General features: G+C 54.6%; 23 protein-coding genes, 1 pseudogene and 1 riboswitch. Of the genes and pseudogenes, 12 read left to right on the forward strand and 12 right to left on the reverse strand.

All coding sequences use genetic code 11. From position 1 onward, the window contains the following. Positions 1–23: 23 nt before the first annotated feature. The 4 genes from RT197_RS01605 to yebS all read right to left on the reverse strand — a co-directional run bounded on the left by RT197_RS01605 (position 24) and on the right by yebS (position 5,775). Positions 24–263, reverse strand: coding sequence for a YebV family protein (locus tag RT197_RS01605; protein WP_312946605.1), 240 nt, complete (start codon positions 261–263; stop codon positions 24–26). 114 nt (positions 264–377) lie between these two features. Further along, positions 378–1,814: a 16S rRNA (cytosine(1407)-C(5))-methyltransferase RsmF gene (gene rsmF / locus RT197_RS01610; protein WP_312946608.1), complete on the reverse strand. Its 1,437-nt coding sequence runs from the start codon at positions 1,812–1,814 to the stop codon at positions 378–380. Positions 1,815–1,889: 75 nt separating this feature from the next. Beyond that, positions 1,890–4,523: an MlaD family protein gene (locus RT197_RS01615; protein ID WP_312946611.1), complete on the reverse strand. Its 2,634-nt coding sequence runs from the start codon at positions 4,521–4,523 to the stop codon at positions 1,890–1,892. Then, positions 4,492–5,775 carry a membrane integrity lipid transport subunit YebS gene (yebS, locus tag RT197_RS01620; RefSeq protein WP_312946613.1) on the reverse strand — a complete coding sequence of 428 codons (1,284 nt, stop codon included), beginning with the start codon at positions 5,773–5,775 and terminating at the stop codon, positions 4,492–4,494. The genes RT197_RS01615 and yebS overlap by 32 nt, the downstream gene beginning before the upstream one ends. Positions 5,776–5,919: 144 nt before the next feature. Between yebS and RT197_RS01625 the strand changes: the two genes are divergently transcribed. From RT197_RS01625 to htpX, 4 genes are all read left to right on the forward strand, one after another. After that, positions 5,920–6,417, forward strand: coding sequence for a GAF domain-containing protein (locus RT197_RS01625; protein ID WP_312946615.1), 498 nt, complete (start codon positions 5,920–5,922; stop codon positions 6,415–6,417). Positions 6,418–6,515: 98 nt separating this feature from the next. After that, a complete protein-coding gene (gene proQ, locus RT197_RS01630; RefSeq protein ID WP_312946617.1) occupies positions 6,516–7,202 on the forward strand; it encodes an RNA chaperone ProQ in 687 nt (228 codons plus the stop codon). 19 nt (positions 7,203–7,221) lie between these two features. Continuing rightward, on the forward strand, positions 7,222–9,270 hold the full coding sequence (prc, locus tag RT197_RS01635; protein WP_312946618.1) for a carboxy terminal-processing peptidase: 2,049 nt from the start codon (positions 7,222–7,224) through the stop codon (positions 9,268–9,270). Positions 9,271–9,461: 191 nt separating this feature from the next. After that, positions 9,462–10,343 (forward strand): protease HtpX, encoded by an 882-nt coding sequence (gene htpX / locus RT197_RS01640; RefSeq protein WP_312946620.1) that lies wholly within the window; start codon positions 9,462–9,464, stop codon positions 10,341–10,343. 44 nt (positions 10,344–10,387) lie between these two features. On the opposite strand, the gene RT197_RS01645 is transcribed toward htpX, so the two are convergent. Beyond that, entirely contained in the window at positions 10,388–11,761 is a 1,374-nt protein-coding gene (locus tag RT197_RS01645) for an MFS transporter (protein WP_312946622.1), read from the reverse strand. A gap of 178 nt (positions 11,762–11,939) precedes the next feature. On the opposite strand from RT197_RS01645, the gene kdgR reads away from it, so the two are divergent. Beyond that, positions 11,940–12,731 carry a DNA-binding transcriptional regulator KdgR gene (kdgR, locus tag RT197_RS01650; protein ID WP_312946623.1) on the forward strand — a complete coding sequence of 264 codons (792 nt, stop codon included), beginning with the start codon at positions 11,940–11,942 and terminating at the stop codon, positions 12,729–12,731. A gap of 34 nt (positions 12,732–12,765) precedes the next feature. Here kdgR and RT197_RS01655 read toward each other — a convergent pair whose 3' ends face one another. Then, the gene (locus tag RT197_RS01655; RefSeq protein WP_312946627.1) at positions 12,766–13,002 is read right to left on the reverse strand and encodes a YobH family protein; all 237 of its coding nucleotides are present in this window, start codon (positions 13,000–13,002) and stop codon (positions 12,766–12,768) included. A gap of 160 nt (positions 13,003–13,162) precedes the next feature. On the opposite strand from RT197_RS01655, the gene mgrB reads away from it, so the two are divergent. The 6 genes and pseudogenes from mgrB to rlmA all read left to right on the forward strand — a co-directional run bounded on the left by mgrB (position 13,163) and on the right by rlmA (position 17,490). Then, entirely contained in the window at positions 13,163–13,306 is a 144-nt protein-coding gene (gene mgrB / locus RT197_RS01660) for a PhoP/PhoQ regulator MgrB (protein WP_312946629.1), read from the forward strand. 72 nt (positions 13,307–13,378) lie between these two features. After that, on the forward strand, positions 13,379–13,666 hold the full coding sequence (locus RT197_RS01665; protein WP_312946632.1) for a YebO family protein: 288 nt from the start codon (positions 13,379–13,381) through the stop codon (positions 13,664–13,666). Positions 13,667–14,305: 639 nt separating this feature from the next. Beyond that, positions 14,306–14,449: pseudogene (locus RT197_RS01670) on the forward strand (DUF2627 domain-containing protein). Between the two features lie 12 nt (positions 14,450–14,461). Continuing rightward, positions 14,462–14,671 carry a transcription antiterminator/RNA stability regulator CspE gene (gene cspE, locus RT197_RS01675; protein ID WP_001062678.1) on the forward strand — a complete coding sequence of 70 codons (210 nt, stop codon included), beginning with the start codon at positions 14,462–14,464 and terminating at the stop codon, positions 14,669–14,671. Between the two features lie 217 nt (positions 14,672–14,888). Then, complete coding sequence (ftsI, locus tag RT197_RS01680; RefSeq protein WP_409529664.1) at positions 14,889–16,634, forward strand: peptidoglycan glycosyltransferase FtsI; 1,746 nt, start codon at positions 14,889–14,891, stop codon at positions 16,632–16,634. A gap of 61 nt (positions 16,635–16,695) precedes the next feature. Further along, positions 16,696–17,490 (forward strand): 23S rRNA (guanine(745)-N(1))-methyltransferase, encoded by a 795-nt coding sequence (rlmA, locus tag RT197_RS01685; RefSeq protein WP_312946649.1) that lies wholly within the window; start codon positions 16,696–16,698, stop codon positions 17,488–17,490. Here rlmA and mntP read toward each other — a convergent pair. From mntP to manX, 5 genes are all read right to left on the reverse strand, one after another. Further along, positions 17,487–18,050 carry a manganese efflux pump MntP gene (mntP, locus tag RT197_RS01690; protein WP_312946651.1) on the reverse strand — a complete coding sequence of 188 codons (564 nt, stop codon included), beginning with the start codon at positions 18,048–18,050 and terminating at the stop codon, positions 17,487–17,489. The two genes, rlmA and mntP, sit on opposite strands and share 4 nt — an antisense overlap. A 46-nt stretch (positions 18,051–18,096) precedes the next feature. Further along, positions 18,097–18,230, reverse strand: a riboswitch (yybP-ykoY riboswitch). Positions 18,231–18,430: 200 nt separating this feature from the next. After that, entirely contained in the window at positions 18,431–18,886 is a 456-nt protein-coding gene (locus RT197_RS01695; protein ID WP_312946654.1) for a DUF986 family protein, read from the reverse strand. Between the two features lie 53 nt (positions 18,887–18,939). Then, a complete protein-coding gene (locus RT197_RS01700) occupies positions 18,940–19,791 on the reverse strand; it encodes a PTS mannose transporter subunit IID (protein WP_312946656.1) in 852 nt (283 codons plus the stop codon). A gap of 12 nt (positions 19,792–19,803) precedes the next feature. Then, on the reverse strand, positions 19,804–20,604 hold the full coding sequence (locus RT197_RS01705) for a PTS mannose/fructose/sorbose transporter subunit IIC (RefSeq protein ID WP_312946657.1): 801 nt from the start codon (positions 20,602–20,604) through the stop codon (positions 19,804–19,806). Positions 20,605–20,666: 62 nt separating this feature from the next. Next, positions 20,667–21,635: a PTS mannose transporter subunit IIAB gene (manX, locus tag RT197_RS01710; RefSeq protein WP_312946658.1), complete on the reverse strand. Its 969-nt coding sequence runs from the start codon at positions 21,633–21,635 to the stop codon at positions 20,667–20,669. Between the two features lie 436 nt (positions 21,636–22,071). Here manX and yoaE point away from each other — a divergent pair, with 436 nt between their 5' ends. Continuing rightward, positions 22,072–23,637 (forward strand): CNNM family cation transport protein YoaE, encoded by a 1,566-nt coding sequence (gene yoaE / locus RT197_RS01715; protein WP_312946660.1) that lies wholly within the window; start codon positions 22,072–22,074, stop codon positions 23,635–23,637. Here the strand turns inward: yoaE and RT197_RS01720 are convergent. Next, positions 23,634–25,232 carry an EAL domain-containing protein gene (locus RT197_RS01720; RefSeq protein ID WP_312946661.1) on the reverse strand — a complete coding sequence of 533 codons (1,599 nt, stop codon included), beginning with the start codon at positions 25,230–25,232 and terminating at the stop codon, positions 23,634–23,636. The genes yoaE and RT197_RS01720 overlap by 4 nt on opposite strands. Positions 25,233–25,271 lie beyond the last annotated feature (39 nt).

Here is a 25,271-nt window from a genome sequence, read left to right on the forward strand (position 1 = left end):
CTCGTGGACGGGTTCATTGTGGGTCAGGCAAGACGCATCACCCAGGAATCAGTTTGTTGGTCATAATGTTCGCGATAAAGGACGGAATGCTCGCCATCAAGGATAGCCGGAACGCTGGTGTCGGCATCCCAGGCGTCGAGCTGCATACATAAATCCGGGTCTGATTTGCAGGGGATCACTAACGTTCGTTCACCCTGATTTTCACCCTTAAGTTCGGCATCTTCAATCTCGAAAGCACCGATGCGTACGTTGGTTTTCGTCATATTGCTCTCCGTTGATCCGCTAAAATGTGGTACGACCAGTTTAGCCGCCCATCTTTTAGCGTAGTCAACGCAGATAAAATAGCCAGTCAGAAGATGCTTAATCTTTGCGTGCCGTCACGCCTTGTGGGTGAACAGCCGTCCATCGCGAACCAGCTCGCGCGGGTAGCTATTTTTCAGCCGTGAGCCGACTTTTTTCGCCAGCCCCAGTGTGAAGCCCTGAAACGTCACCAGTACATCGTCAGTCACCGGCGGATGCTCCGGGTAAATGTCCCGGCCGCGATACCACTCTTCCGCCTCGTGCGGCGTCAGTTCGAAGGCCAGCGTCTCGCTTTGCGCCAGTGCAATCACCGCTTCGTGCTGCCAGCGATAGCCTTTGTTATGACTTTCGGCAAGCCTGATGCCGATGCGCGAAAAGCGTACCTGGCCCAGCAGAGATTCAATACTGGCCGGGAACAGCCAGATTTCTTTGTCGCGCTGCCACAGGGTGTGTGTCTCATCCCATTGCAGGCCCACACTACGGGCGGCGCTGATGAGCTGCGCGGCGTCGCGTCCTTTCATCGGCGTAAACGGGAATTTGCCCATTTTGTAGCCCGGCGCGGGAAGGGGATCGACGCTCGCCGTTTTGCGCAGCCGGGCAACGAAGAAACCCTCGCAGTCAAAAATTTGTGGGAAGACATGCAGAAAACCCTCTGCGGTCAGCGCCTCGCTCGCCTGGGGAAAAAGCGTACCCAGAGGGAGAGTTTCAACCGCCTGCGGGAAGCGAGCCAGCAGCCACTGCACCACCTCTTCATTCTCTTCCCGGTTCAGCGTGCAGGTGGAGTAAACCAGCGTGCCGCCAGGCCGCAGGGCATGGAACGCGCTTTCAATCAGTTCCCGCTGGGTGGCGGCAATGTGCTGATTGCTTTCCAGCGACCAGTTTTTAAGCGCATCGGGATCTTTGCGCACCACGCCTTCACCGGAGCAGGGGGCGTCCAGCAGGATCGCGTCAAATGCTTCCGGTAGCGCCGCGCCGAAAACGCGACCGTCAAAGTGGGTCAGCGCGACGTTGCTGATACCGCAGCGGCTGATATTGGCATGTAAGACTTTTACCCGGCTGGCGGAAAATTCGTTGGCGAGGATCGCGCCCTGATTGTGCATCCGCGCGGCAATTTGGGTGGTTTTAGAGCCGGGAGCCGCTGCAACGTCCATCACCCGCTGCAGCGCAGCGCCATCAGCGAAAAGCGCCGCCACCGGCAGCATGGAACTGGCTTCCTGAATATAAAACAGTCCGCTTAAATGTTCGGCGGTACTGCCGAGCGGGAAAGCGTCTTCATCTTCACGTTCGATCCAGAAACCCTCTTCACACCACGGCACGGGCGTAAGCTGCCAGCCGTAAGGGGCTACCAGCGCCAGAAAATCGTCCACGGTGATTTTGAGCGTATTGACCCGGATGCTGCGCCGCAACGGGCGCTGGCAGGCGGCAATAAACGCTTCAAAAGAGAGATGCGCAGGCATGGCTGCACGCATTTGCGCTAAAAATTCATCGGGAAGGAAAACAGAGCTGTCAGCCACGGCGTGCACCACAGAAAAAAACGGGTGCGCAGTGTACCACATTCGCTCCGGCGCAGGCACGCCGGAGCGTCAGGTTTAACGTGGCAGGGCGGTTCCCCACTGACGCCACTCTTTCGGTTCGCTTTCCTGCAACAGGAAATGTTTCCCGACCTGGGCTTTTGGTGCCAGCGGCGTTCCCGGCGGCGTGGCAAAGGCAATGCCGCCGCGAATGAACTGGTTAAAGGTTCCGGTTTTCACCAGTCCGCCGGTAATGCCGAAGTCCAGCGTATAGCCGGAAGCCAGCCAGAAGACCGAGTTATTACGCACCAGATGCTGATAGCGTTTGCTGATCCGCAGATCGATCATGATCCGGTCCGAGAGCGAGCCGAGCGTCATTCCGGTCACCGTGCCGACTTCAATCCCCCGGAACAGCACCGGCGTACCGATATTCAGCGCACCAGCTTCCGGCGCTTCCACCACGATGCTCAGGCCGTCAAGATAGCGTGAGTCGGTGATGGTCGCCGCCTGTAGCTCAAACTCGCGGCGGGCGTTACCTTGCCCCGGTTCGACGTTGATATAGGGTTGCAGGATGGTGTCCAGATGCTCAACGCCCGCCGCCGAAATTTGCGGCGTGACCACCGAGAAACGCGTTCCCGCGCGGGCGAAGGTCTGCATATATTCCGGGTACAGCACCGCTTTCGCCTGCACTTCGTTGCGCGAAGTGATCAGATCCAGCTTTTGCACCTGACCGATATCAATGCCCAGATAGCGAATAGGCATTCCGGCGGCCAGCTTGCCCGCGTCAAACGCGTGCAGGGTGATTTGCCCGCCAACTGCGCGCGCTTCGGTTTCTGAGGCGTAGAGGATGCGTTTATCACTCTGACGCTGGCTGCCGCCCGCGCCGCTGAGATTATCAAAGCTGATCGCGCCTTTCAGCGCGCGGGAAAGCGGAGACGCCTGTACCGTCAGACCGCTGCCGTTAAGCTGCACTTTCGCGCCGCCTTCCGCCCAGAACACACTGTCTTTCGTCAGCAGGTTGCGGTACTCCGGCTTGATATGCAGCTCAATATCAAACGCATTGGCGCGCGGACGCACGGTGATCACTTCACCCACTTCAAATTTACGATACAGCACCACGGAGCCGGGCTGAACGTCCGGCAGGGTGCTGGCGCTCAGAGTGAGGGTGGTCGTGGGGAGATCGCTTAAGCTGTTTTCCAGCGCTTTTTCCAGGTTGGCGTACAGCGGGTAGCTCGATTTCATCTCGCCTTTATTCCCCGGCAGGATACGCACGCCGCCGCTGATCCATTCACTGGCGCTGGCCCCAAGAAACTCCACGCCGTCAAGACCGACTTTGACATCGACCCGGCTGTTGACCACAAATTTGCTGTCGCCGTGTACCAAATCGCGGTATTGCGGATCGACCGCCACCGAAAACGATACGCCTTTCGCAGAAAGTTTACGCTCCAGCACCTGACCAATCTGCACGCCGTGCAGGATCAGCGGCTGACCGGTATCAATGCCGTAACTTTCCGGCGCGGTCAGGGTGAGCGTCAACACGCCCGGCTCCTGAAGCAGCGTTTTATTGGCGGGTAGCACCACAAAATGATCGCGCGGCGCACCTTCGCCCGGCACCAGTTCAAAGGTATTCCCGGTCAGCAGCGAGCTGACGCTGGCGTTGTCCAGCGACAGTTTCGGGCTGCGCAGCTCAATGCGCGTGTTTTCGCGCAGCAGGTTGACCACGCTGGGATCGACGGTCATTTCACCGCTCACCGCGCCGCCGGGATTAAGGGTGATTTTGCTCAGTTCCCCGACTTCAAGACCCTGATACATCAACCGCGTCGATCCGGCTTTCAGCCCGGCACCGCCCGGCAGGTCAAGCTTGATCAGCACGCCGCGCTGGCTATGGGCTAAATCCTCATACAGGCCAAACTCATCGTTTTGCGCGGCGGGTTTGGACTCCTCCGGGGAGTCGAAGGCAATGGCCCCGTTGACCAGCGCCGCCAGGCTTTCCAGCTTAATATCTGCGCCGCTGAAATCGATGTCCGCTTTGACGCCGGAAACGTTCCAGAAACGACTGCCTTTTTTCACCAGATTGGTAAAGCGGCGCTCGATCAGAACGTCCACGGTGACGCCTTCATTGTTGGGATTGATAGAGTAGTCGTAGACGCGGCCCACCGGGATTTTGCGAAAATACACCAGCGACCCACTGTTTAGCGAGCCTAAATCGGGGGCGTGCAGATGGATCATCAGCTCGCCGTTATTCAGGCGATATTTAGGCTGGGTATCCAGCGCCACAAAATGATCTTCCGGCTCGCCTTTACCCGGCATCATGCCGATGTAGTTACCGCCGACCAGCGCATCCAGACCGGAAACGCCCGCCAGTGAAGCCTTCGGCGTAATAAGCCAGAACTGGGTTTCACTGCGCAGCGCATCTTTCATGTCGCTTTTGATGCTGGCTTTAACTTCGATTTTTTTCAGGTCATCGCTTAAGCGAATTTCCTGAACCGTGCCGATTTCAACCCCCTGATAACGTACCGGAGTGCGTCCCGCCACGATGCCATCGGCAGACATAAAATCGATAGTGACGGTGGTGCCCCGATCTTCATAACTATTCCAGATTAACCAGCCCGCAATCAGCAAGGCGATAACCGGGAGTAACCAGAAAGGCGAAATGCGTCGTTTTGTTTTAATTCGCGCTTCAGTCGGTGAAGCGGGCGTTTCCTGACTCATGTGCATCCCAAAGTAAGCGGCTGTCCAGCCATTCAACAGCAAGAATAGTCAAAATTACCGCTGCGCCGAAATAAAACGCAGCTGGCCCCATCGTAAATGCCAGTAGCTGATCGCGATTAATCAGCGACATTGTTAACGAAATGACAAACAAATCCAGCATTGACCAGCGGCCGATCCAGATCACCATGCGCAGCAGGTTAATGCGCAGGCGCAGCCCCGTTTTCCATTGAAAGTGAATGCTAAGAAGTAGTGTAAACAGCACAATAACTTTGGTAAATGGCACCAGAATACTGGCGATAAACACCACTGCGGCCACGGCAATATTACTGCTCGCCAGCGAAAGGATACCGGAGAAGATGGTGTCTTCCTGCCGTGCGCCATTGATGTAAATAATTGAGATAGGCAGCAGGTTAGCAGGCAACAAAAAGATTAGCGAGGCGATTAGCGCGGCCCAGCATTTTTGTATACTCTGACGCCGCCGATGGCGCAGCGGAATATGGCAGCGCGGGCAGCGACCGCGCTCGTCCGGCAGGCCAGTGAAGTGGCAGCCGAGGCAGACGCGCAGGTTATCATGCGGGCGCATGGCGGGGCGAACCGGATAAAAACGCTCCCAGAGCTGCTCAACGTTGAGGTGAATAAGCGTCAAAATGCTCAGTAGCATCAGCGATACAAAAGCAAACAGCCCAATGCCCGGCTGGATGAAGGCGTAATCCTGCACTTTGATCGCCGCCACGCCGATGCCCACCAGGTAAATATCCAGCATCACCCATTCGCGCAGTTTATCCAGCATCAGCAACACCGGGCGCAGATTCATCCCCAGCACGTTGCCGAGCCACAGATAAGCAATAGCGCCGACCAGCACCAGCGGGGCGGCGATGGTACAGAATAAAACCATCGCGGCGGTAATGGGATCGCCCATTTCCAGCATCTGCCAGATGCCCTGGAGAACGTTAGCGTCAATGCGGATGCCGAGTAAATACACACGCAGCAGCGGCTCGCTCCAGGCAAACGGCATCAGCAGCAGCATGGCAATTGCCATCGCCCCTAATCGCGTCAGAGACCAGTCCCGGCCATCGCGGATTTTAGCCTCGCACTGCGGGCAGTACGCGCTCTGATGCGATTTCATGACCGGCAGCAGAAACAGCGTGTCGCACTGCGGGCAACGCTCGTACTGCGCGTGGGGCAGCGGGTCGCTAACCGAATGGACAATAATTTTTTTTGTTGGCGTTATGGTGTGTGTTTTGAGTGCCATTTATTGAGTACAGGAATGAATATATAAAACTATCTTAACTCATGAATGGGATTCACCTTGAGCCGAAAGGCATTTAATGCTTATTTTATAGAGCTTACAGCCGGGCAAGGATTCGGTAGTCAGGTAAACACAATTGGTTGGATAATGAACAAAACAGAATTTTACGCGGATTTAAACCGCGATTTTCAGGCATTGATGGCAGGTGAAACCAGTTTTTTAGCTATTCTCTCCAACACCAGCGCGCTGCTTTTCGAGCGACTGGAGGGCGTGAACTGGGCTGGTTTTTATTTACTGGAAGGCGACACCCTGGTGCTCGGCCCTTTCCAGGGAAAAATCGCCTGTGTGCGCATTCCGGTAGGGCGCGGGGTTTGTGGGACGGCGGTCGCGGAAAATCGCGTTCAGCGTGTTGAAGATGTTCACGCGTTCGCCGGACATATCGCCTGTGACGCCGCCAGCAATGCGGAAATCGTGCTGCCGCTGAATGTACAAAATCAGACAATCGGCGTACTGGATATCGACAGCACCGTCTTCTCCCGCTTTACCGGCGAGGATGAACAGGGGCTGCGTGAACTGGTCGGGCAACTTGAGAAGCTGCTTGCGGCCAGTGATTATCAAAAATTCTTTGCTCTCAAAGCAGGATAATCAACGGATAACGTAGCAATTACCGATGGCGTCATTATAATGACGCCTGTTCATGCCTGCGGGCTTGTTGGCTACGTCCGTTGTAATCAGGAAATTTCATGGAAAATCAACCTAAGTTGAATAGTAGTAAAGAAGTTATCGCGTTTCTGGCCGAGCGTTTTCCCCAGTGCTTCAGCGCTGAAGGCGAAGCGCGTCCGCTCAAAATCGGCATTTTTCAGGATCTGGTCGCGCGCGTTGAAGGTGAAATGAACCTCAGCAAGACCCAGCTTCGTTCCGCCCTGCGTCTTTACACCTCCAGCTGGCGCTACCTGTACGGCATCAAAGCGGGCGCATCCCGTGTCGATCTCGACGGCAATGCCTGCGGCGAACTCGACGAGCAGCACGTCCAGCACGCCCGTCAGCAGCTTGAAGAAGCTAAAGCGCGCGTGCAGGCCCAGCGTGCCGAACAGCAGGCGAAAAAACGCGAAGCTGCGGGCGAAGGCCAGCAGGCCGCTGATGCACCTCGTCGCGAGCGTAAGCCGCGTCCGCCAGTGCGTCGTAAAGAGGGGGGTGAAAACAAACCTCGTGCCGCAAAACCTGCCGCGAAAGCCCAGCCTGCCGCTCGTGAAGAGCATCATACGCCGGTTTCGGATCTGTCCGCGCTGACCGTGGGCCAGTCCCTGAAGGTTAAAGCCGGTAATAACGCCATGGATGCCACCATTCTGGAAATCACCAAAGATGGCGTTCGTGTACAGCTGACTTCTGGTATGTCAATGATTGTACGCGCAGAACACCTGGTGTTCTGAAACGGAGGCCGGGCCTGGCATGAACAAATTTTTTAAGCTCACTGTCATCGCTGGCCTGCTGTTTACAGCAGGGCACGCGTTTGCAGTGGACGATATTACCCGTGTTGAGCAGATCCCCGTTCTTAAGGAAGAAGCCCAGCACTCTACGGTCAGCGAACGCGTTACCTCGCGTTTTACCCGTTCACATTATCGTCAGTTCGATCTGGATAACGCCTTCTCCGCAAAAATCTTCGATCGTTACCTGAATCTGCTCGACTATAGCCATAACGTTCTGCTGGCCAGCGATGTAGAACAGTTTGCCAGTAAGAAGACCACGCTTGGCGACGAGCTGCGTTCCGGCAAGCTGGACGTCTTCTACGAGTTGTATAACCTCAGTCAGAAACGCCGCTTCGAACGCTTCCAGTACGCGTTAAAAGTGCTGGAGCGGCCGATGGATTTCACCGGCAACGACACCTTCGACCTCGATCGCAGCAAATCGCCGTGGCCGAAAGACGAAGCCGAGCTGAACGCGCTGTGGGACGGCAAGGTCAAGTATGACGAGCTGAGCCTGAAGCTGACCGGTAAAGACGAAAAAGAGATCCGCGAGACGCTGAATCGCCGCTATAAGTTTGCGATCCGTCGTCTGGCGCAGTCTAACAGCGAAGACGTTTTCTCCCTGGCGATGACGGCCTTTGCCCACGAAATCGATCCCCACACCAACTACCTTTCCCCGCGTAACACCGAGCAGTTCAATACCGAAATGAGCCTGTCGCTCGAAGGGATTGGTGCGGTGCTGCAAATGGATGACGACTACACCGTGATTAACTCCATGGTGGCGGGCGGTCCGGCGGCGAAAAGCAAAGCCATCGCCGTGGGCGACCGCATTGTCGGCGTGGGTCAGGTCGGTCAGAGCATGGTCGATGTGATTGGCTGGCGTCTGGATGACGTGGTCGCACTGATTAAAGGGCCGAAAGGCAGCAAAGTGCGCCTCGAAGTGCTTCCTGCCGGGAAGGGGACCAAAACGCGCATTATTACCCTGACCCGCGAGCGTATCCGCCTCGAAGACCGTGCGGTCAAGATGTCGGTGAAAAACGTCGGTAAAGAGAAAGTGGGCGTGCTGGATATTCCAGGTTTCTACGTTGGCCTGACGGATGACGTCAAAGTGCAACTCCAGAAGCTGGAAAAACAGAACGTCAGCAGCGTGATTATCGATCTGCGTACCAACGGCGGCGGCGCGCTGACGGAAGCGGTTTCGCTCTCCGGGCTGTTTATTCCGTCCGGTCCGGTGGTGCAGGTGCGTGATAACAACGGCAAAGTGCGTGAAGACAGCGACACTGACGGCGTGGTGTATTACAAAGGCCCGTTGGTGGTGCTGGTCGATCGCTTCAGCGCCTCGGCGTCTGAAATCTTCGCCGCCGCCATGCAGGACTATGGCCGCGCGCTGATTGTCGGTGAACCGACTTTCGGTAAAGGCACCGTGCAGCAGTACCGTTCGCTGAACCGGATTTATGACCAGATGCTGCGTCCTGAATGGCCTGCGCTCGGCTCCGTCCAGTACACCATTCAGAAGTTTTACCGCGTTAACGGCGGCAGTACCCAGCGTAAGGGCGTAACGCCGGATATCATCATGCCAACCGGCAATGAAGAGACCGAAACGGGCGAGAAATTCGAGGATAACGCGCTGCCCTGGGATAGCATCAACGCGGCGACGTTCGTTAAATCTGGCGATCTGACCCCGTTCGGAGCGACGCTGTTAAAAGATCACAACGCGCGTATCGCCGACGATCACGAGTTCCAGTACATCATCAAGGATATTGCCCGTTTCAACGCGCTGAAAGCGAAGCGAAACTCCATCTCTCTGAACTACGCCCAGCGTGAGAAAGAGAATGCCGAAGATGATGCGACACGCCTGGCGCGGATTAACGATCGCTTCAAGCGTGAAGGGAAACCGTTGCTGAAAAAACTCGACGATTTGCCGAAGGATTATCAGGAGCCGGATCCGTATCTGGATGAAACGGTGCATATTGCGGTTGACCTTGCTCATCTGCAAAAAGATAAACCAGCCGAAGAACCGGCGAAAAGCAAATAACACCTCCACAGGCACAAGCAATCGTGCCTGTTTTTTTACATCTGCAACTCTGCGTCAGTAACTCCTTTCAAAATGTAAAGTTGTGTTTTTCTCATGACTTAGCGCCGTTTCGCGCTTGAAAATGCCGTCAATGCCCCTACGATGTGGATAGCGCATAGTGCGTTTTGTTAAATCGAGGTAAATAGAAAATTATGATGCGAATCGCGCTTTTCCTGCTGACCAACCTTGCCGTCATGGTGGTGTTTGGGCTGGTGCTAAGCCTGACAGGAATTCAGTCGAGCAGTATGACCGGCCTGCTGATCATGGCCCTGCTGTTTGGTTTTGGTGGTTCGATCGTTTCGCTGATGATGTCGAAATGGATGGCCCTGAAGTCCGTCGGAGGCGAAGTTATTGAGCAGCCGCGTAATGATACCGAGCGCTGGCTGATGCAAACCGTGGCTAACCAGGCGAAGCAGGCGGGTATTGCTATGCCGCAGGTGGCGGTCTACCACGCGCCGGATATCAACGCTTTTGCGACCGGCGCACGCCGTGACGCTTCGCTGGTGGCGGTGAGTACCGGGCTGCTGCAAAACATGAGCCGTGACGAGGCCGAGGCGGTTATCGCCCATGAAATCAGCCACATCGCTAACGGCGATATGGTGACGATGACCCTGATTCAGGGCGTGGTGAACACCTTCGTGATCTTCATTTCCCGTATTATCGCCCAGATTGCCGCAGGCTTTCTTGGCGGCAACCGGGAGGAAGGCGAGGGTGGCAACGGCAATCCGCTGATCTACTTTGCGGTAGCGATGGTACTGGAACTGGTGTTCGGTATTCTTGCCAGCATGATCACTATGTGGTTCTCCCGCCATCGTGAATTTCATGCCGATGCAGGCTCGGCCCGCCTGGTTGGACGCGAGAAGATGATCGCTGCCCTGCAACGCCTGAAAACCAGCTACGAGCCGCAGGAGGCGAGTACGATGATGGCTTTCTGCATTAACGGCAAAGCGAAGTCGTTCAGCGAACTGTTTATGACTCACCCGCCGCTGGATAAACGTATCGAAGCGCTGCGCAGCGGCGAATACCTGAAGTAATCTGGCAGATAAAAAATCCCGGTCTTTTTTTGACCGGGATTTTTTTACGCCTGTGTCCGGGGCTGGGTCACGCGTAATCCGCTGACGATGGCCGCCAGGGTTGCCAGCGTTCCGGCGAGCAGCAGCGAGGTATGAGTGCCGCCGTTGCCAAAGAGATTAAACATCAGTGCCACCAGCGCGGCTCCGATGCTTTGTCCCAGTAGCCGGGCGGTGCCAAGCATTCCGCTGGCTCCGCCGCTGCGCTGGCGCGGCGCGGAAGAGATGATGGTATGGTTATTCGGGGACTGGAACAGGCCAAATCCGGCACCACAGAGGATCATCGGCCAGATGATATTCCAGTCGGACGGAGAGGCGGGTAATAATGCGAGGCCAAACAACCCGCAGGCCATGACGATCATGCCCACGGCCCCCAGCAGTCCGGCATGAACCCGTTCAATTAGATACCCGGCCAGCGGAGCCATCACCATCGTTGCCAGCGGCCACGGTGTCAGCAGCAGCCCGGTTTCCACCTCGCTGCGCCCGATGATCGATTGCAGGTAAAAGGGCAGCGAAACCATTGCCAGCATTTGCGCGCAGAACGAGCAAAGGGAGGTGCAGATGGACAAAGAAAAAATCGGGATACGCAGCAGATCGACCGGCAGGAGCGGGACCGGCAGACGCAGTTGCCGCCGGATGAAGAAATACCCTACCACCAGCATTACCGCCGCTTCAGCGGCCACCAGCGTCGTAGACTGGCCCTGTGCGAATCCGCTCAGGGCGGTAATCAGCAGGCCAAACGTCAGCGCATTCATGATCGCGCTCGGCAGATCAAAACGCGGTATTGAGGTGCGGGCACCGTTGGGTGGCAGATAGCGTATCGCCAGGACCAGCGAGATAATCCCCAGCGGCACATTGATTAAAAAAAGCCACTGCCATGAGGCAACGGAAAGGATCGCCGCCGCGATAGTCGGACTTGCCGCAGATGAAACCGCGACCACAAAGGAGTTGATCCCCATCCCACGCCCCAGTTGCTGCGGCGGATAGATCAGGCGGATCAGCGCCGTATTGACGCTCATCAGTGCCGCCCCGCCGAAGCCCTGCGCCACGCGGGCCAGCGTCAGCGTAAACAGAGAATCTGACAGCGCGCAGGCCAGCGAAGCGCAGGTGAAAATGACCAGCCCGCATTTGTACACTCGCCGATAACCGAACATATCCCCCAGAAACGCCAGCGATAACAGCGTCACTACAATGGCAATTTGATAGGCGTTGACGATCCAGATAGACGCGGCGGGGGAGGCGTTAAGGTCCGCTGCAATAGTGGGTAGCGCGACGTTTGCGATAGCGCCATCAAGCACCGCCATCGCGATACCAAGAATGATGGTCGCAATAGCGCCATAGCGCCGGGCGGCGGGAAGACCTTCAGGAAGCGTATTTGTCATAGTGAGATGCAGTGCAGCAGCAAAATTATTATTTGGGAAATAATTTTAGCACTGATAATTCCGCCATCGCTCGCAGATTTGTAACGAAGTGGCAGAAGAATCGTTGCGACGGGGAGGGCGTGAATTTATAATAAAAACTCGTTCTGATTTTTATAAAACAAACGCTATGAGGTGATAAATGGCACTCGCAGATTTGGACAAGCAGCCAGATTCTGTCTCATCTGTACTGAAGGTTTTTGGCATCCTGCAGGCGCTGGGTGAAGAGCGTGAAATTGGGATTACCGAGCTGTCACAGCGCGTCATGATGTCGAAAAGCACCGTTTATCGCTTTTTGCAGACCATGAAATCACTTGGCTACGTGGCCCAGGAAGGGGAATCAGAAAAATATTCGCTGACGCTTAAGCTTTTTGAGCTGGGCGCGCGCGCGCTGCAAAACATCGATCTGATCCGCAGCGCGGATATCCAGATGCGCGAACTGTCACGTCTGACAAAAGAAACCATCCACCTGGGCGCGCTGGATGAAGACAGCATCGTCTACATCCACAAAATCGACTCCATGTACAACCTGCGCATGTATTCGCGCATTGGTCGTCGCAATCCGCTTTACAGCACCGCAATTGGTAAAGTTTTGCTGGCGTGGCGCGATCGCGAGGAAGTGAAACAGATCCTCGACGGCGTGGAATATAAACGCAGCACCGCGCGCACCATCGGCAGTACCGACGAGCTGATGACGCTGCTGGATGTGGTCAAAGAGCAGGGCTATGGTGAAGATAACGAAGAGCAGGAAGAAGGGTTACGCTGCATCGGCGTTCCGGTTTTTGACCGCTTTGGGGTGGTGATTGCCGGGCTGAGTATCTCTTTCCCGACGCTGCGTTTTTCCGAAGAACGCCTGCATGAATACGTCGCTATGCTGCACACTGCCGCGCGTAAAATCTCCGAACAAATGGGCTATAACGACTACCCGTTCTGATCCAGCCAACGCCGCCTGCGGGCGGCGTATTACCTCAGTGCTCAATCACCGTATCGCTTTTGCGCAGTAATGGGCAGTTGTTCACCCCCACGATGCCGCTATCGGAGTGAATGTACTGAGCCGTACTGGTGCCGCGCGCCGTGACGTATTTACACTGAATGCCAAGACCCGCTGCGTTGACATCGCTACCTATCAGCACGCCGTAGCCGCTGAGCAATAAACCAATCCACACCAGTGCCAGTAACATCACTATGCGTATGATAATCCGCATGATTACTCCTTTTTAACTTTAAATATTGTCGTTAGACTACAGGCGCAAAATATCCGGGCAAGGCGAAAATTCCCGAAATGGGAATAATTTCGCCAGTTAACGCCCTGTTTAACATCTGCATGTTAACCTGGTCGCATAAGGTGATGATTCGGAGTATGGAGTGAAAAAATTTCGTTGGCTGATCCTGATTGGGGCAATCGTCGTCGGCTTGCTCATCTGGACCCAAATGCTCAACGTCCTGTGCGATGAGGATGTTCAGTTCTTCAGCGGCATTTGCGCTGTAAACAAATTTATCCCATGGTAAGCATTTTTTGCATCAATGATTTCCTTCCTGCCCGTGAGTGGTAAGATAGCGTGTTTCTTTTGAGGTGGTGAAATGAATGATTTAATGAGTACCGGGGTGCTTAATCTGGCCTCACTGCTGGTGTCTCTGGTCGTACTGGTCGTCGGCCTGGTTCTGTGGTTTTTTGTTAACCGCGCCAGTTCGCGTACCAACGAACAGATTGAGCTGCTTGAAGCACTGCTCGAACAGCAAAAACGACAGAATGCGCTGCTGCGCAGACTGTGTGAAGCGAACGAGCCTGATAAACCGGACGCGCCGGTTAAGCCGCAAGAATTAGCCAAAGATGATGACGATTTCATTCGTCTGGTCGCCGAGCGCTAATCTCTCCTGCCCGGTGATAAGTATTATTGTTGCCGGGTACTGCACCTTTTGGGTGCGCCTTTCCAATATCTGCGGATTCTGATGCGGGCTATAACAGCGCCAGACGTCACGCTGTCTGTCGCAGACGCATAAACATAATAACCCCCACGCTTTATTCATTAAGAAAGAGCTTATATCCATCGAAACGTTTTTATTGCCTCCTGACGAGGCGCTGAGAACGGAGTTTCATTATTTTGGTGCAGATGACAGTAGTATTTAAATCGTATTAATTACTGGTTAAAACTTTCACCATTGGGTGACTAATTTTATCACTGATGAATAGGTGACTATGATTTTTTACGCATAACTATGCACAAAATCATCTAAGTTGCAGATATTGACTGCAAGATCAACATCCTGCCTTTACAGCCAGTCATGGCTGTACTACCGCATAAAAGCCCGGCGGAGCAGGGTATGCCGCCATTAAGCCGTAAGCGGAACGACCTTTTTCCTGCGGCTAAAAAAGCGCATAAAATGCGATTGCGTTAAAAAATCCCGATTAAATATGTGCGACAGATCGCCACCCGTTTAAAAATGGCTTGCCATAATTTACGTTGTATGTGATAACACATTTGGGTTAAACGAGGTACAGTTCTGTTTATGTGTGGCATTTTCAGTAAAGAAGTCCTGAGTAAACACGTTGCGTTGAATACCGCTTCTCTGCCGAACCTTATATTAGTGCCTCATGCAGTAATGTCTCAGTTTTATCTATGTAAGAGCCTGCGGGCGAAGAAAACTTTCTAAGGAATTTTGCAAATGGCGAAGATCAAAGGTCAAGTTAAGTGGTTCAACGAATCTAAAGGTTTTGGTTTCATTACTCCTGCTGACGGCAGCAAAGATGTGTTTGTACACTTCTCTGCGATCCAGGGTAACGGCTTCAAAACTCTGGCTGAAGGCCAGAACGTTGAGTTTGAAATTCAGGACGGTCAGAAAGGCCCGGCTGCTGTTAACGTAACCGCAATCTGAATCGAACACCACTGATCTTGTCGCGCTCAGGCGCTCACTTTCAGCTTTAAAGCCTCGCAAATGCGGGGCTTTTTTATGGGGATTTTTCAAAGTATTGCAGTTACCCGCCGCTGGTCGTGTTTTGTTGCAAAACGACATCATATTTCGCACCGCTCTCTCCGCCTGACAGGTATTCTCCATGCAGATCAATGCGTTGTGATGAATGTATGGAGAAAGAGTGCAAAACAGAAGCGTTAAACCGGAGAATCATTTTACAGCGCTGCGTTTTGGCCTGATCTGCGTGGGCATTTTGGGATGCTTCGCCGTACTGCTGGTGCGAGTAGGCTGGCTACAAATCGTCGAGCCGGAAAAGCTGGTGCGCCAGGAAGATATGCGCTCGCTGCGTGAAATACCGTCGGAAACGCCGCGCGGGATGATCGTTGACCGCCACGGGCGTCCGCTGGCGGTGAGCGTACCGGTCAGCGCCATATGGGCCGATCCTTACACCCTGCTGCAAAAAGGCGGACCGGGAAACGATGCGCGCTGGCAGGGGCTGGCTTCGCTGCTGCACATGCCGCTGCCCACGCTGGCGCAACGGATCACTGAACATCCGCGCTCCCGCTTTCTGTACCTCGCCCGTCAGGTCGATCCGCAGCAGGCAGCCTGGGTCGCCAGGCTGAATCTGCCGGGGATAAATTTGCGCCAGGAGTCGCGACGTTTTTACCCGGCGGGCCACGTTGCCGCTAACCTGCTTGGCTTTACCAACGTGGACGGGCAGGGCATTGAAGGCGTGGAAAAGAGTTTTAACGCCCAGCTTACCGGTAAGCCCGGCGTGCGGCTGGTGCGGCGGGATCGACACGGGCAGGTTATTGAAAATCTGACCGAAGTGACGCCTGTTCCGGCGCATAACCTGCAACTCAGCATTGATGAACGGCTGCAGGCCGTTACGGAAGACGCGCTGGATAACGCCGTGCGCTGGAATAAAGCCCAGTCGGGCGCGGCGGTGCTGATCAAAATTGATACTGGCGAAATTCTCTCTATGGCCAGTTTCCCCGACTACAATCCGAATAATCGTGACAATGCGACGCTGGACGATTTTCGCAACCGGGCGATCAGCGATACCTTCGAACCCGGTTCGACGGTCAAACCGCTGGTGATTATGACCGCGCTCCAGCAGGGCATTGTGCAGCCGGGCAGCGTGGTGGACACCCATCCTTATAGCCTGGACGGTCATCGCATCCGCGACGTCGGTTATTATCCTGAACTGACCCTGACCGGCATTTTGCAGAAATCGAGCGATACCGGCGTTTCCCGCCTGTCGCTGGCAATGCCCATTCAGCATCTGCTGGATACCTACAGGAATTTTGGTTTTGGCGAACCCACCGGGCTGGGGCTGACCGGGGAAAGCCGGGGGCTGATGCCGCAGCGGCGCTACTGGGGACAACTCGATCGGGCGACGTTTTCCTTTGGCTATGGCCTGATGGTTACGCCACTACAACTGGCGCATGTCTATGCCACTATCGGCGGTTTCGGCGTGGAAAAACCGTTATCTATTACCCGCATCGATCCCCCGGTGATGGGTAAACGCGTGATGCCGGAAGAAATTGTCCATCAGGTAGAACATATGATGGAAAGCGTGGCGCTGCCTGGCGGCGGCGGTACTAAAGCCGCCGTACGCGATTACCGGGTGGCGGTGAAGACTGGCACGGCGAAAAAAATCGGTGATGACGGCAAGTATGTTGATAAATATGTGGCTTATACCGCAGGCGTCGCGCCCGCCAGCCATCCGCGTTATGCGCTGGTGGTGGTGATTAACGATCCGCAGAACGGCCGCTATTATGGCGGGGCGGTTTCTGCTCCCGTCTTCAGTCAGATCATGGGGGACGTGCTGCGCCTTGAAAACGTCATGCCGGACGGCATGGCCCCGGACTCAAAAAACCTTCTGGTGATGCACGCGGCGTCGGATAGCTCCCCCGCGCTGTAATGATTTCCCCGCAGGGCGATAAGCGTTACACTTTCGCCCTCAAATTTTTCCCGGAGTCGTCATGTCCTACAGTTGCCCGCTTTGTCACGCCCCGTTAACCCGGCAGGAAAATAGCTATCTTTGTCCGCAGCAACACCGCTTCGACCGGGCGAAAGAGGGCTATGTTAATTTGCTGCCGGTTCAGCATAAACGGTCACGCGATCCGGGAGACAGCGCGCAGATGATGCAGGCCCGCCGGGCTTTTTTGGACGCCGGACACTATCAGCCGTTGCGCGATAAACTGGTAACGAAACTGCGCGCTGTCGCGCCCTCCGCCCTGCTGGATATTGGCTGTGGTGAAGGTTATTACACGCACGCTTTTGCCGACATCGCCGACGAAACCTGGGGGCTGGATGTGGCAAAAGCGGCGATCCGTCCGGCGGCAAAGCGTTATCCACAGGTCAATTTCTGCGTGGCATCCAGCCAGCGGCTACCGTTTAACGCCGACAGCATGGACGCCGTGGTGCGTATTTATGCCCCCTGCAATCCCCAGGAGTTGGCAAGAGTGGTGAAACCCGGCGGCTGGGTATTTACGGTGACGCCAGGGCCACGGCATCTGATGGAGTTAAAAGGAATGATCTATGCGCAGATCCAGTTGCATGAGGAGAGTCATGAGCAACTGCCCGGTTTTATCCTTCAGGAGCATGACTCGCTGGACTACACCATGACGCTAACGGGAGCAGAAGCGGTAGCATTATTACAGATGACGCCGTTTGCCTGGCGGGCAAAACCGTCAGTGTGGGAAACGTTAGCGGCGCAGGAAGTGTTTCACTGCCAGACCGATTTTAGCCTTCACTGCTGGCAGCGGGAGCGTTAACCGGCGTAGTGGCTCCAGAGGATTTGTACACCAATACCTATCAGCACGATGCCGCCAAGAATTTCAGCCCGTTTGCCGAGCAGCGGGCCAATAAAGCGACCGAGCATCATTCCGATGGTGGACATCACAAAGGTGGCGCAGCCAATCGCCAGCGCGGTGGTGACGATGCTGACCTGTAAAAAAGCGAGGCCGACACCCACCGCCATTGCGTCAAGGCTGGTGGCGATCGCGGTCGTCACCAGCAGCCAGAAGCCGTGACGATGCGGCGGCTCCAGCGCGTCGTCATTACCCCGGCAGCCTTCAAGCACCATCCGACAACCAAGAAACAGCAGCAGGAAAAAGGCGATCCAGTGGTTCCATTCGAGGACGAACTGGGTGGCGAGCATCCCCAGCCCCCAGCCAATCAGCGGCGTCAGGGTTTCGACCGCGCCAAAAATCAGACCGGTTCGCAGGGCTTCAGAGAATTTAGGTTTTTTGAGGGTGGCACCTTTGCCGATTGAAGCGGCGAAAGCGTCCATCGACATGCCAAGAGCAAGAAGGATAGTGGCAGATAAATTCATAACAGCGTCCTGACCGGGATCCATATAACACATCACTGCCCCCAGCAAATAGCAGTTGATGCGCCTATGGTCTCGCCTGACCGCCGTCTGGCGATCCGTACGTGCCACGTTTTGCAACGAGTATGTTGACACGTACATTTCCGGGAATAAGGAAATTGGCTACTCCCCAATGACGGGCGCAACCTTAACATATTTATTTAATATAAGACAATAACAAATACGCGCTATTCCGCTATCTTGTTGATAACGATTTTCATTTGCTTTTTGGAGTAAATAAAACGTTAATAACACCAGGTGTATTGATCAAGAAATATAGCCGTGGCTATATATTAATAACCTTATTAACCCGGTAATATAGCAACGGCTATGAATGTAACATATTAATTAACAACAAGTAATTTATAAATCTTTTCCAGATCGTCGATATTTCGCACTCTGACCAGCAGGCGACGCTGCTCTAATTGCATCACCAGAACGCCGTCTTCCGATAAATTCATCTCTTTAATACGGTTATATTCTATCCATGCATTGGTGAAGAAAAAGCCCTGTTTTTTGAACACAATCTTCGGCGTGCGGATCCAGAACAGATATAAACCCATTAATGCCAGCGCACTTAATAACCATGTGGTTAATATTGCACCCTGGCTGGTGACGTTGTTGTAGATAAGGATCGCCACCAGACCGACAAAAATCACGCTATCTACCCGGCTGCGGCGCAGCAGCGGGATGGCAAGCAGGGTGGGACCGTTACGGCGAGGCATGATGAACTGATCGTAAATGGCAAACGCCAGCAGCAGGGCGATAAACAGTATCAGCACGATATCGGTAAGGGCCATTGATTTTCCTCAAAAAAAAGCCGGGGGCAAGCCCCCGGCGGATAACAAATTTATTACAGGCCCAGCAGACCGATAGCATAACCCGCGATACCGATGACGAAGAAGCCAACGATGATCCACAGTGGGTTAACTTTCTTACGCAGCAGCCACATACAGGCGAAGGTCAGCAGCAGCGGGACCAGGCCCGGCATCAGCTGATCGAGAATGGTCTGTACGGTGGTGACGTTTTCTTTACCGGTCTGGTCGGTAATACGCGATACCACCAGCGGAATATTAACGTGCGTCCACTTGTTGACCAGTGCCCCCATGACAAACAGGCCGAGGATTGACGCCCCCTCAGTCAGTTTTTGCAGGAAGCCGCCGCCCATATCTTTAACGATATCGATACCTTTGCGGTAGCCGTAAGCCACGCCATAGTAACGCGTTGCCAGACGTACCACGTTAAACAGGATGAAGAACAGCAGTGGCCCCAGCAGGCTGCCGCTCATCGCGATACCCGCGCCGAGTGCCGCAAATACCGGACGCACCGTACCCCAGAAGATCGGGTCGCCCACGCCTGCCAGCGGTCCCATCAGGCCGACTTTGATACCGTTGATGGCACCATCGTCGATCTCTGCGCCGTTAGCACGCTGCTCTTCCATCGCCAGCGTAACGCCGAGTACCGGTGCTGCAACGTAAGGATGGGTGTTAAAGAACTCCAGGTGACGTTTAATCGCCTGACGACGCGCTTCGTTGTTCTCCGGGTACAGGCGTTTGATCGCCGGAACCATTGAGAAGCAGAAGCCCAGCGCCTGCATACGTTCGAAGTTCCATGACCCCTGGAACAGGTTCGAACGCAGGAACACGCCGCGAATATCGCCCGGGGTGAGTTTTTTCTCAGTGATAATTTTTTTGGTCTCAACCATTTCGCTCACCTGTTAGTCCAGTTCGTTATCAAGATCGTTAGCGCCAGCAGCCGGAGCAGCTGTACCTACAGAGCGGTTGTATTTCGGGCTGAGCTGAATATACAGAACCGCCATAACAGCACCAATCACACCCAGCGCAACCAGGTTGAAGTTGGTGAAAGCCGCAGTAACGAAGCCCAGATAGAAGAACGGCATCAGATAGCCCGCACGCATCATGTTGATGACCATGGCGTAACCAACTACCACAATCATGCCGCCAGCGATGTTCAGACCGCTGGTCACCACTTCAGGAATGGCGTTCAGCATGTTCTGTACTTCGCTGGTGCCTACAGACACCGCAACAATCACAGCCGGGATAGCGATACGCATAGCCTGTAAGAACAGGGACGAAACGTGGATCCAGGACAGCGCCGTCAGGTTGCCGTTATCAGCCGCCTTATCCGCTGCGTGCTGGAAAGCCACGGTGATGGTACGCACGATGATGGTCAATACCTGGCCTGCTGCGGCCAGCGGGATAGCCAGTGCGATACCGGAACCAATGCCCTGATGACCCGCGATAACCAGAATGGTAGAAATGATGGACGCCAGCGCCGCATCAGGTGCAACTGCCGCACCGATGTTCATCCAGCCGAGAGCGATCATTTCCAGAGTACCACCGATAATAATACCGGTTTTCATATCCCCAAGAACGATACCCACGAGGGTACATGCGACCAGCGGGCGGTGAAACTGAAATTCATCCAGTATCGACTCCATACCCGCGATACACGCTACGATGAACACCAGCACAATCTGAAGAATGGTAATCTCCATTGTACTTCTCCTATAAACGTAAGACTTAAAGTGTGAAAACTGAGTGATATCAGCGCAACGCGTTATTTCCCGATTTTGCCGATCAGATCCATCATTTTCAGTTTCGGATCGTTGGAAACTTTACGGACTTCCAGTTCAATACCGCGATCGTTCAGTTGCCTGAACGCGGCGATATCTTTTTCATCCACCGAAACGGCGTTATTTACCTGTGTTTTACCCTGCCGGAATGCCATGCCGCCGATGTTGACGGTGGTGATTTTCACGCCGCCCTCAACAAGACGTTCTACATCAGTCGGGTTAGTGAACAGCAGCATGACGCGCTCGCCCGCATATTTCGGGTTGTTATAAACGCGGATCATTTTATCAACGTCCACCACATGCGCGGTGACGCCCGGAGGAGCAACCTGCGTCAGCAGCGTTTTACGCACTGTATCAGCGGCCACTTCGTCGCTGACCACAATAATGCGGCGCACGTTGGTTTCTTTCGTCCAGCGGGTAGCAACCTGACCATGGATCAGACGGTCATCGATACGCGCCAGGCCAATGGTCATATAGTCATTGGGACCCATCGGTTTTACCGGTGCTGCGGCGCGTGGCGCGGCGGCAATCGGAGCAGGGGCCGCTTTTTCAACCGGTTGCGCTTTCAGCGCCTTAACGCCTTCACGACCGGTTTCCACCGCCAGAGCCACCAGTTCATCGAACGTCGGATTATCATCACGACCCATCAACGTTTCGACCAGCATCGGAATGTTGACGCCCGCAATGACTTCATAGTGCTCTTTATCGACGACAATGCGGCTGGCAGCGTTAAACGGACTGCCTCCCCATGTATCGACGAGAAACAGCACGCCTTTGCTGGTATCCAGCTTTGTGAGCTGAGCGTTGTACTTCTCGATCAGCGTTTCTGCGTTTTCGCCTGGGACAAAGTCAATCCAGCCGACGTTTTCCTGCTCGCCCAACAGCATTTCTGCTGTTTTGAGCAGTTGTTCTGCAGCCCAACCATGTGTACCAATTACAATAGCAATCGTCACTTGCTACCTCCTTTATTATCGTTAATACATCGACGGATGCATTTGTGAACCGTTCTGTTACATTGAATCGATTCAGATCGCTTTCTGGCCCTAAAATGGTTACTACAATGAATTATTTTAGTTAGTAAAAAAATAAATAATGTGATGAAGATCCGTAATTTAAATTTATAAGCATATTAATTTCGCGGCACAAAAAATCGCACAGAATGCAAAGACAGGTAAATCTTTGCCAAAGATTATTTTTGTCTGTTATGTTTACATTTCGTTTAACATCACAGGAGAACAGGGCAGTTGCCCGCCGTATGGACCGTCACCGACGCCTTTCCACGCCAGAGTACATTCGTACTCCTGATGCTTTTCCCATCACCCTTTCCGTCATTGTTACGCCTGAAGTAACCCAGGCGATGACGACGCACGCCGTTAGCAGGAGCTGACCATGGAATTCTTAATGGATCCTTCAATCTGGATCGGTCTCTTAACGCTTGTCGTTCTTGAGATCGTGCTCGGTATTGATAACCTCGTCTTCATTGCGATCCTCGCTGATAAACTGCCGCCGAAACAGCGTGACAAAGCCCGTTTGATCGGTCTGTCGCTGGCGCTGGTGATGCGACTTGGGCTGCTGTCGGTGATCTCCTGGATGGTCACGCTGACCAAACCCCTTTTCAGCGTCTGGGATTACGCCTTCTCCGGGCGCGATCTGATCATGCTGCTGGGGGGGATATTCCTGCTGTTTAAGGCCACGACCGAACTGCACGAACGGCTGGAAAATCGCCAGCACGATGACGGCCACGGCAAAGGTTACGCCAGCTTTTGGGTGGTGGTGCTTCAAATTGTAGTCCTTGATGCGGTTTTTTCACTCGATGCGGTGATCACGGCCGTCGGGATGGTAAATCACCTGCCGGTAATGATGGCGGCGGTGGTGATTGCAATGGCGGTGATGCTGCTGGCCTCGAAGCCGCTGACAAACTTTGTTAACCAGCATCCAACGGTCGTGGTGTTGTGTCTGAGCTTCCTACTGATGATTGGCTTAAGCCTTGTGGCAGAAGGGTTCGGCTTCCATATCCCGAAAGGCTATCTGTACGCGGCGATTGGCTTCTCGATCATTATCGAATTTTTCAACCAAGTGGCGCGACGCAATTTTATTCGCCATCAGTCCACGCTGCCGTTGCGCGCGCGTACCGCTGACGCCATTTTGCGTCTGATGGGCGGGCGTAAACGCACCAGCCCGGCCAATGAAACGGACAGCCATACCAACGTGCCGATCCCGGAAGGGGCGTTTGCCGATGAAGAACGCTACATGATTAACGGCGTGTTGACGCTGGCGTCCCGCTCGCTGCGCAGCATTATGACGCCGCGCGGGGACATTAGCTGGGTGGATGCCAACCTGAGCCGCGACGAAATCCGTCAGCAACTGCTGTCCTCTCCGCACAGCCTGTTCCCGGTATGCCGGGGCGAACTGGATGAAGTGATTGGTATTGTGCGGGCAAAAGAGCTGCTGGTGGCACTGGAAGCGGGTGAAGACGTGGCGGCGATGGCGTCGTCCTCTCCGGCGATTGTGGTGCCGGAGACGCTGGACCCCATCAACCTGCTGGGCGTACTGCGCCGCGCACGCGGTAGCTTTGTGATTGTCACCAACGAGTTCGGGGTGGTGCAGGGGCTGGTGACGCCGCTTGACGTACTGGAAGCCATTGCCGGTGAATTCCCTGACGCCGACGAAACGCCGGAAATCGTCTCCGATGGCGACGGCTGGCTGGTCAAAGGCGGCACCGATCTCCACGCCTTACAGCATGCGCTGGGGCTGGATAACCTGGTGAATGATGATGAAGACGTCGCCACGGTCGCTGGTCTGGTCATCGCGGTGAACGGTCATATTCCGCGGGTGGGGGAGGTGATCGAACTGGCTCCGCTGCAAATCACCATCGTCAAAGCGAACGACTATCGTGTGGACCTGGTTCGCGTCATTAAAGAAGCCTCCGTTCACGACGATGAGCCGGACGCTTAACGCAACGGAATAATCGGCCTGGGATGGCGATTTTGTCGCAGGGCTGGCGGAGACGATTCCGCCAGCCACTGTGGAAATTCATTGATAGGCATCGGACGCGCATATAAATATCCCTGTAACAATTGCACTCCGTGGTGACGCAGGTAAACCGCCTGCGGCTCTGTTTCCACCCCTTCCGCCACCAGTTCGATGCGCAGGCGCTTTCCGAGCGCAATAATCATATCCGTCACCGTTGAATTTACCGCATCAGTGCCAATCGCGGCAGTAAACGATTTGTCGATTTTCAGCACGTCCGGGCGCAGTTTTTCCAGCCAGGAAAGAGAGCTGTTGCCGGTGCCGAAATCATCAATCGCCAGCTTCACCTCTTTACGATGCAGCTCCCGCACCAGCCGGTAATCCACATCTTCCAGCGCATCGCGCTCGGTCAGTTCCACCACCAGCTGCTGCTTCGGATGCATGTTAAACCAGTAGCGGTTGAGATCTTTTAACAAAATACCGCGCCGCAAATGGCTGGCGGCGACGTTAATCCCGATATGAAAACCGCTGGTGGCCGGAAAGAGCGCCAGATTGCGCGCGGTTTCAGCGATCACGTAGCGGGTAAGCGGGATAATCAGATTGTGGTCTTCAGCGATGGGTATAAACACATCCGGCGAAATCCAGCCCTGCCGGGGATTATTCCAGCGCAGGAGAATTTCTACGCCGGTACACTGGCGCGAGCGGGCATCCAGCAGCGGCTGACAAAAAATCTCAAACTCGTGGGCGGCGATGCCCAGATTGATTTCCCACGTAAAGCTCATCCGGCCCGCCGTCGCGAGCCAGGCAATCCACGCCAGCAGAGTGCTGAGGATCAGTGCCAGTGGGAGCTGGCTGGGCAGATCGCGCAGTGCCAGCATCGTTGCGCCGGGGGTGCTGACATTAATCGTAAAAGGGAAATTCGCCGAGGCGAGGCGGTAAAGCGGGTGATCCTGATCTTCGGGTAGACGCTCGACCACGCCCACGCCTTCAATATAATGACGGTCGCCCAGCGTCAGGCTGAGTGCCGAAATTAACGGCGCGCGCGGGCTAAGGATCAGGCTACTGAGCAGTTCGATATTAATGCTCTCCATCACCCCATCCTCGCCATCGGCCGAGACGGGATACCATTGCAGCATAATCGGCGAACCTTTTAGCAGCGACTGATCGGTGGAAAGCAGCAGACGGTCTTCGCTGGCAGGCAGAGCAGGCTGGAGCTGATTAACCGGCACATCGCGCTCGCCGAAAATACTGGAACAGTACAGAATGCCGGATTTTACCAGCGCAATGGAGCGAACGGTTTGCAGCATCGCCGCTTTTTTACGGATAAGCGGCTGCGCTTCACTACAGGGCAGACCAACCAGACTCATCGTCTCGCTGCGCCCGTTTTCCAGCGGCAAAAGAATTCTGTCCAGAGTGGCGACGGCCTGCGCGGCAGCTTCCTGAATGCGTTCCTGATTAAGGCTACGCTGCGAAATAAATCGTATCCCTAAGGTCAGGCTAAGCGTAATCAGCGCCACGATGGTACTGACGATAATGCGCTTACGCCGATAATTGACGATGATCCGCTGTGCTGTTTGCATGGCTGGTTTTTATCAATCTCGTATAACTGACGTTGTGCC

It is taken from the genome of Superficieibacter sp., from assembly GCF_032071645.1.
In the GTDB taxonomy this organism is placed as follows: Bacteria; Pseudomonadota; Gammaproteobacteria; order Enterobacterales; family Enterobacteriaceae; genus Superficieibacter.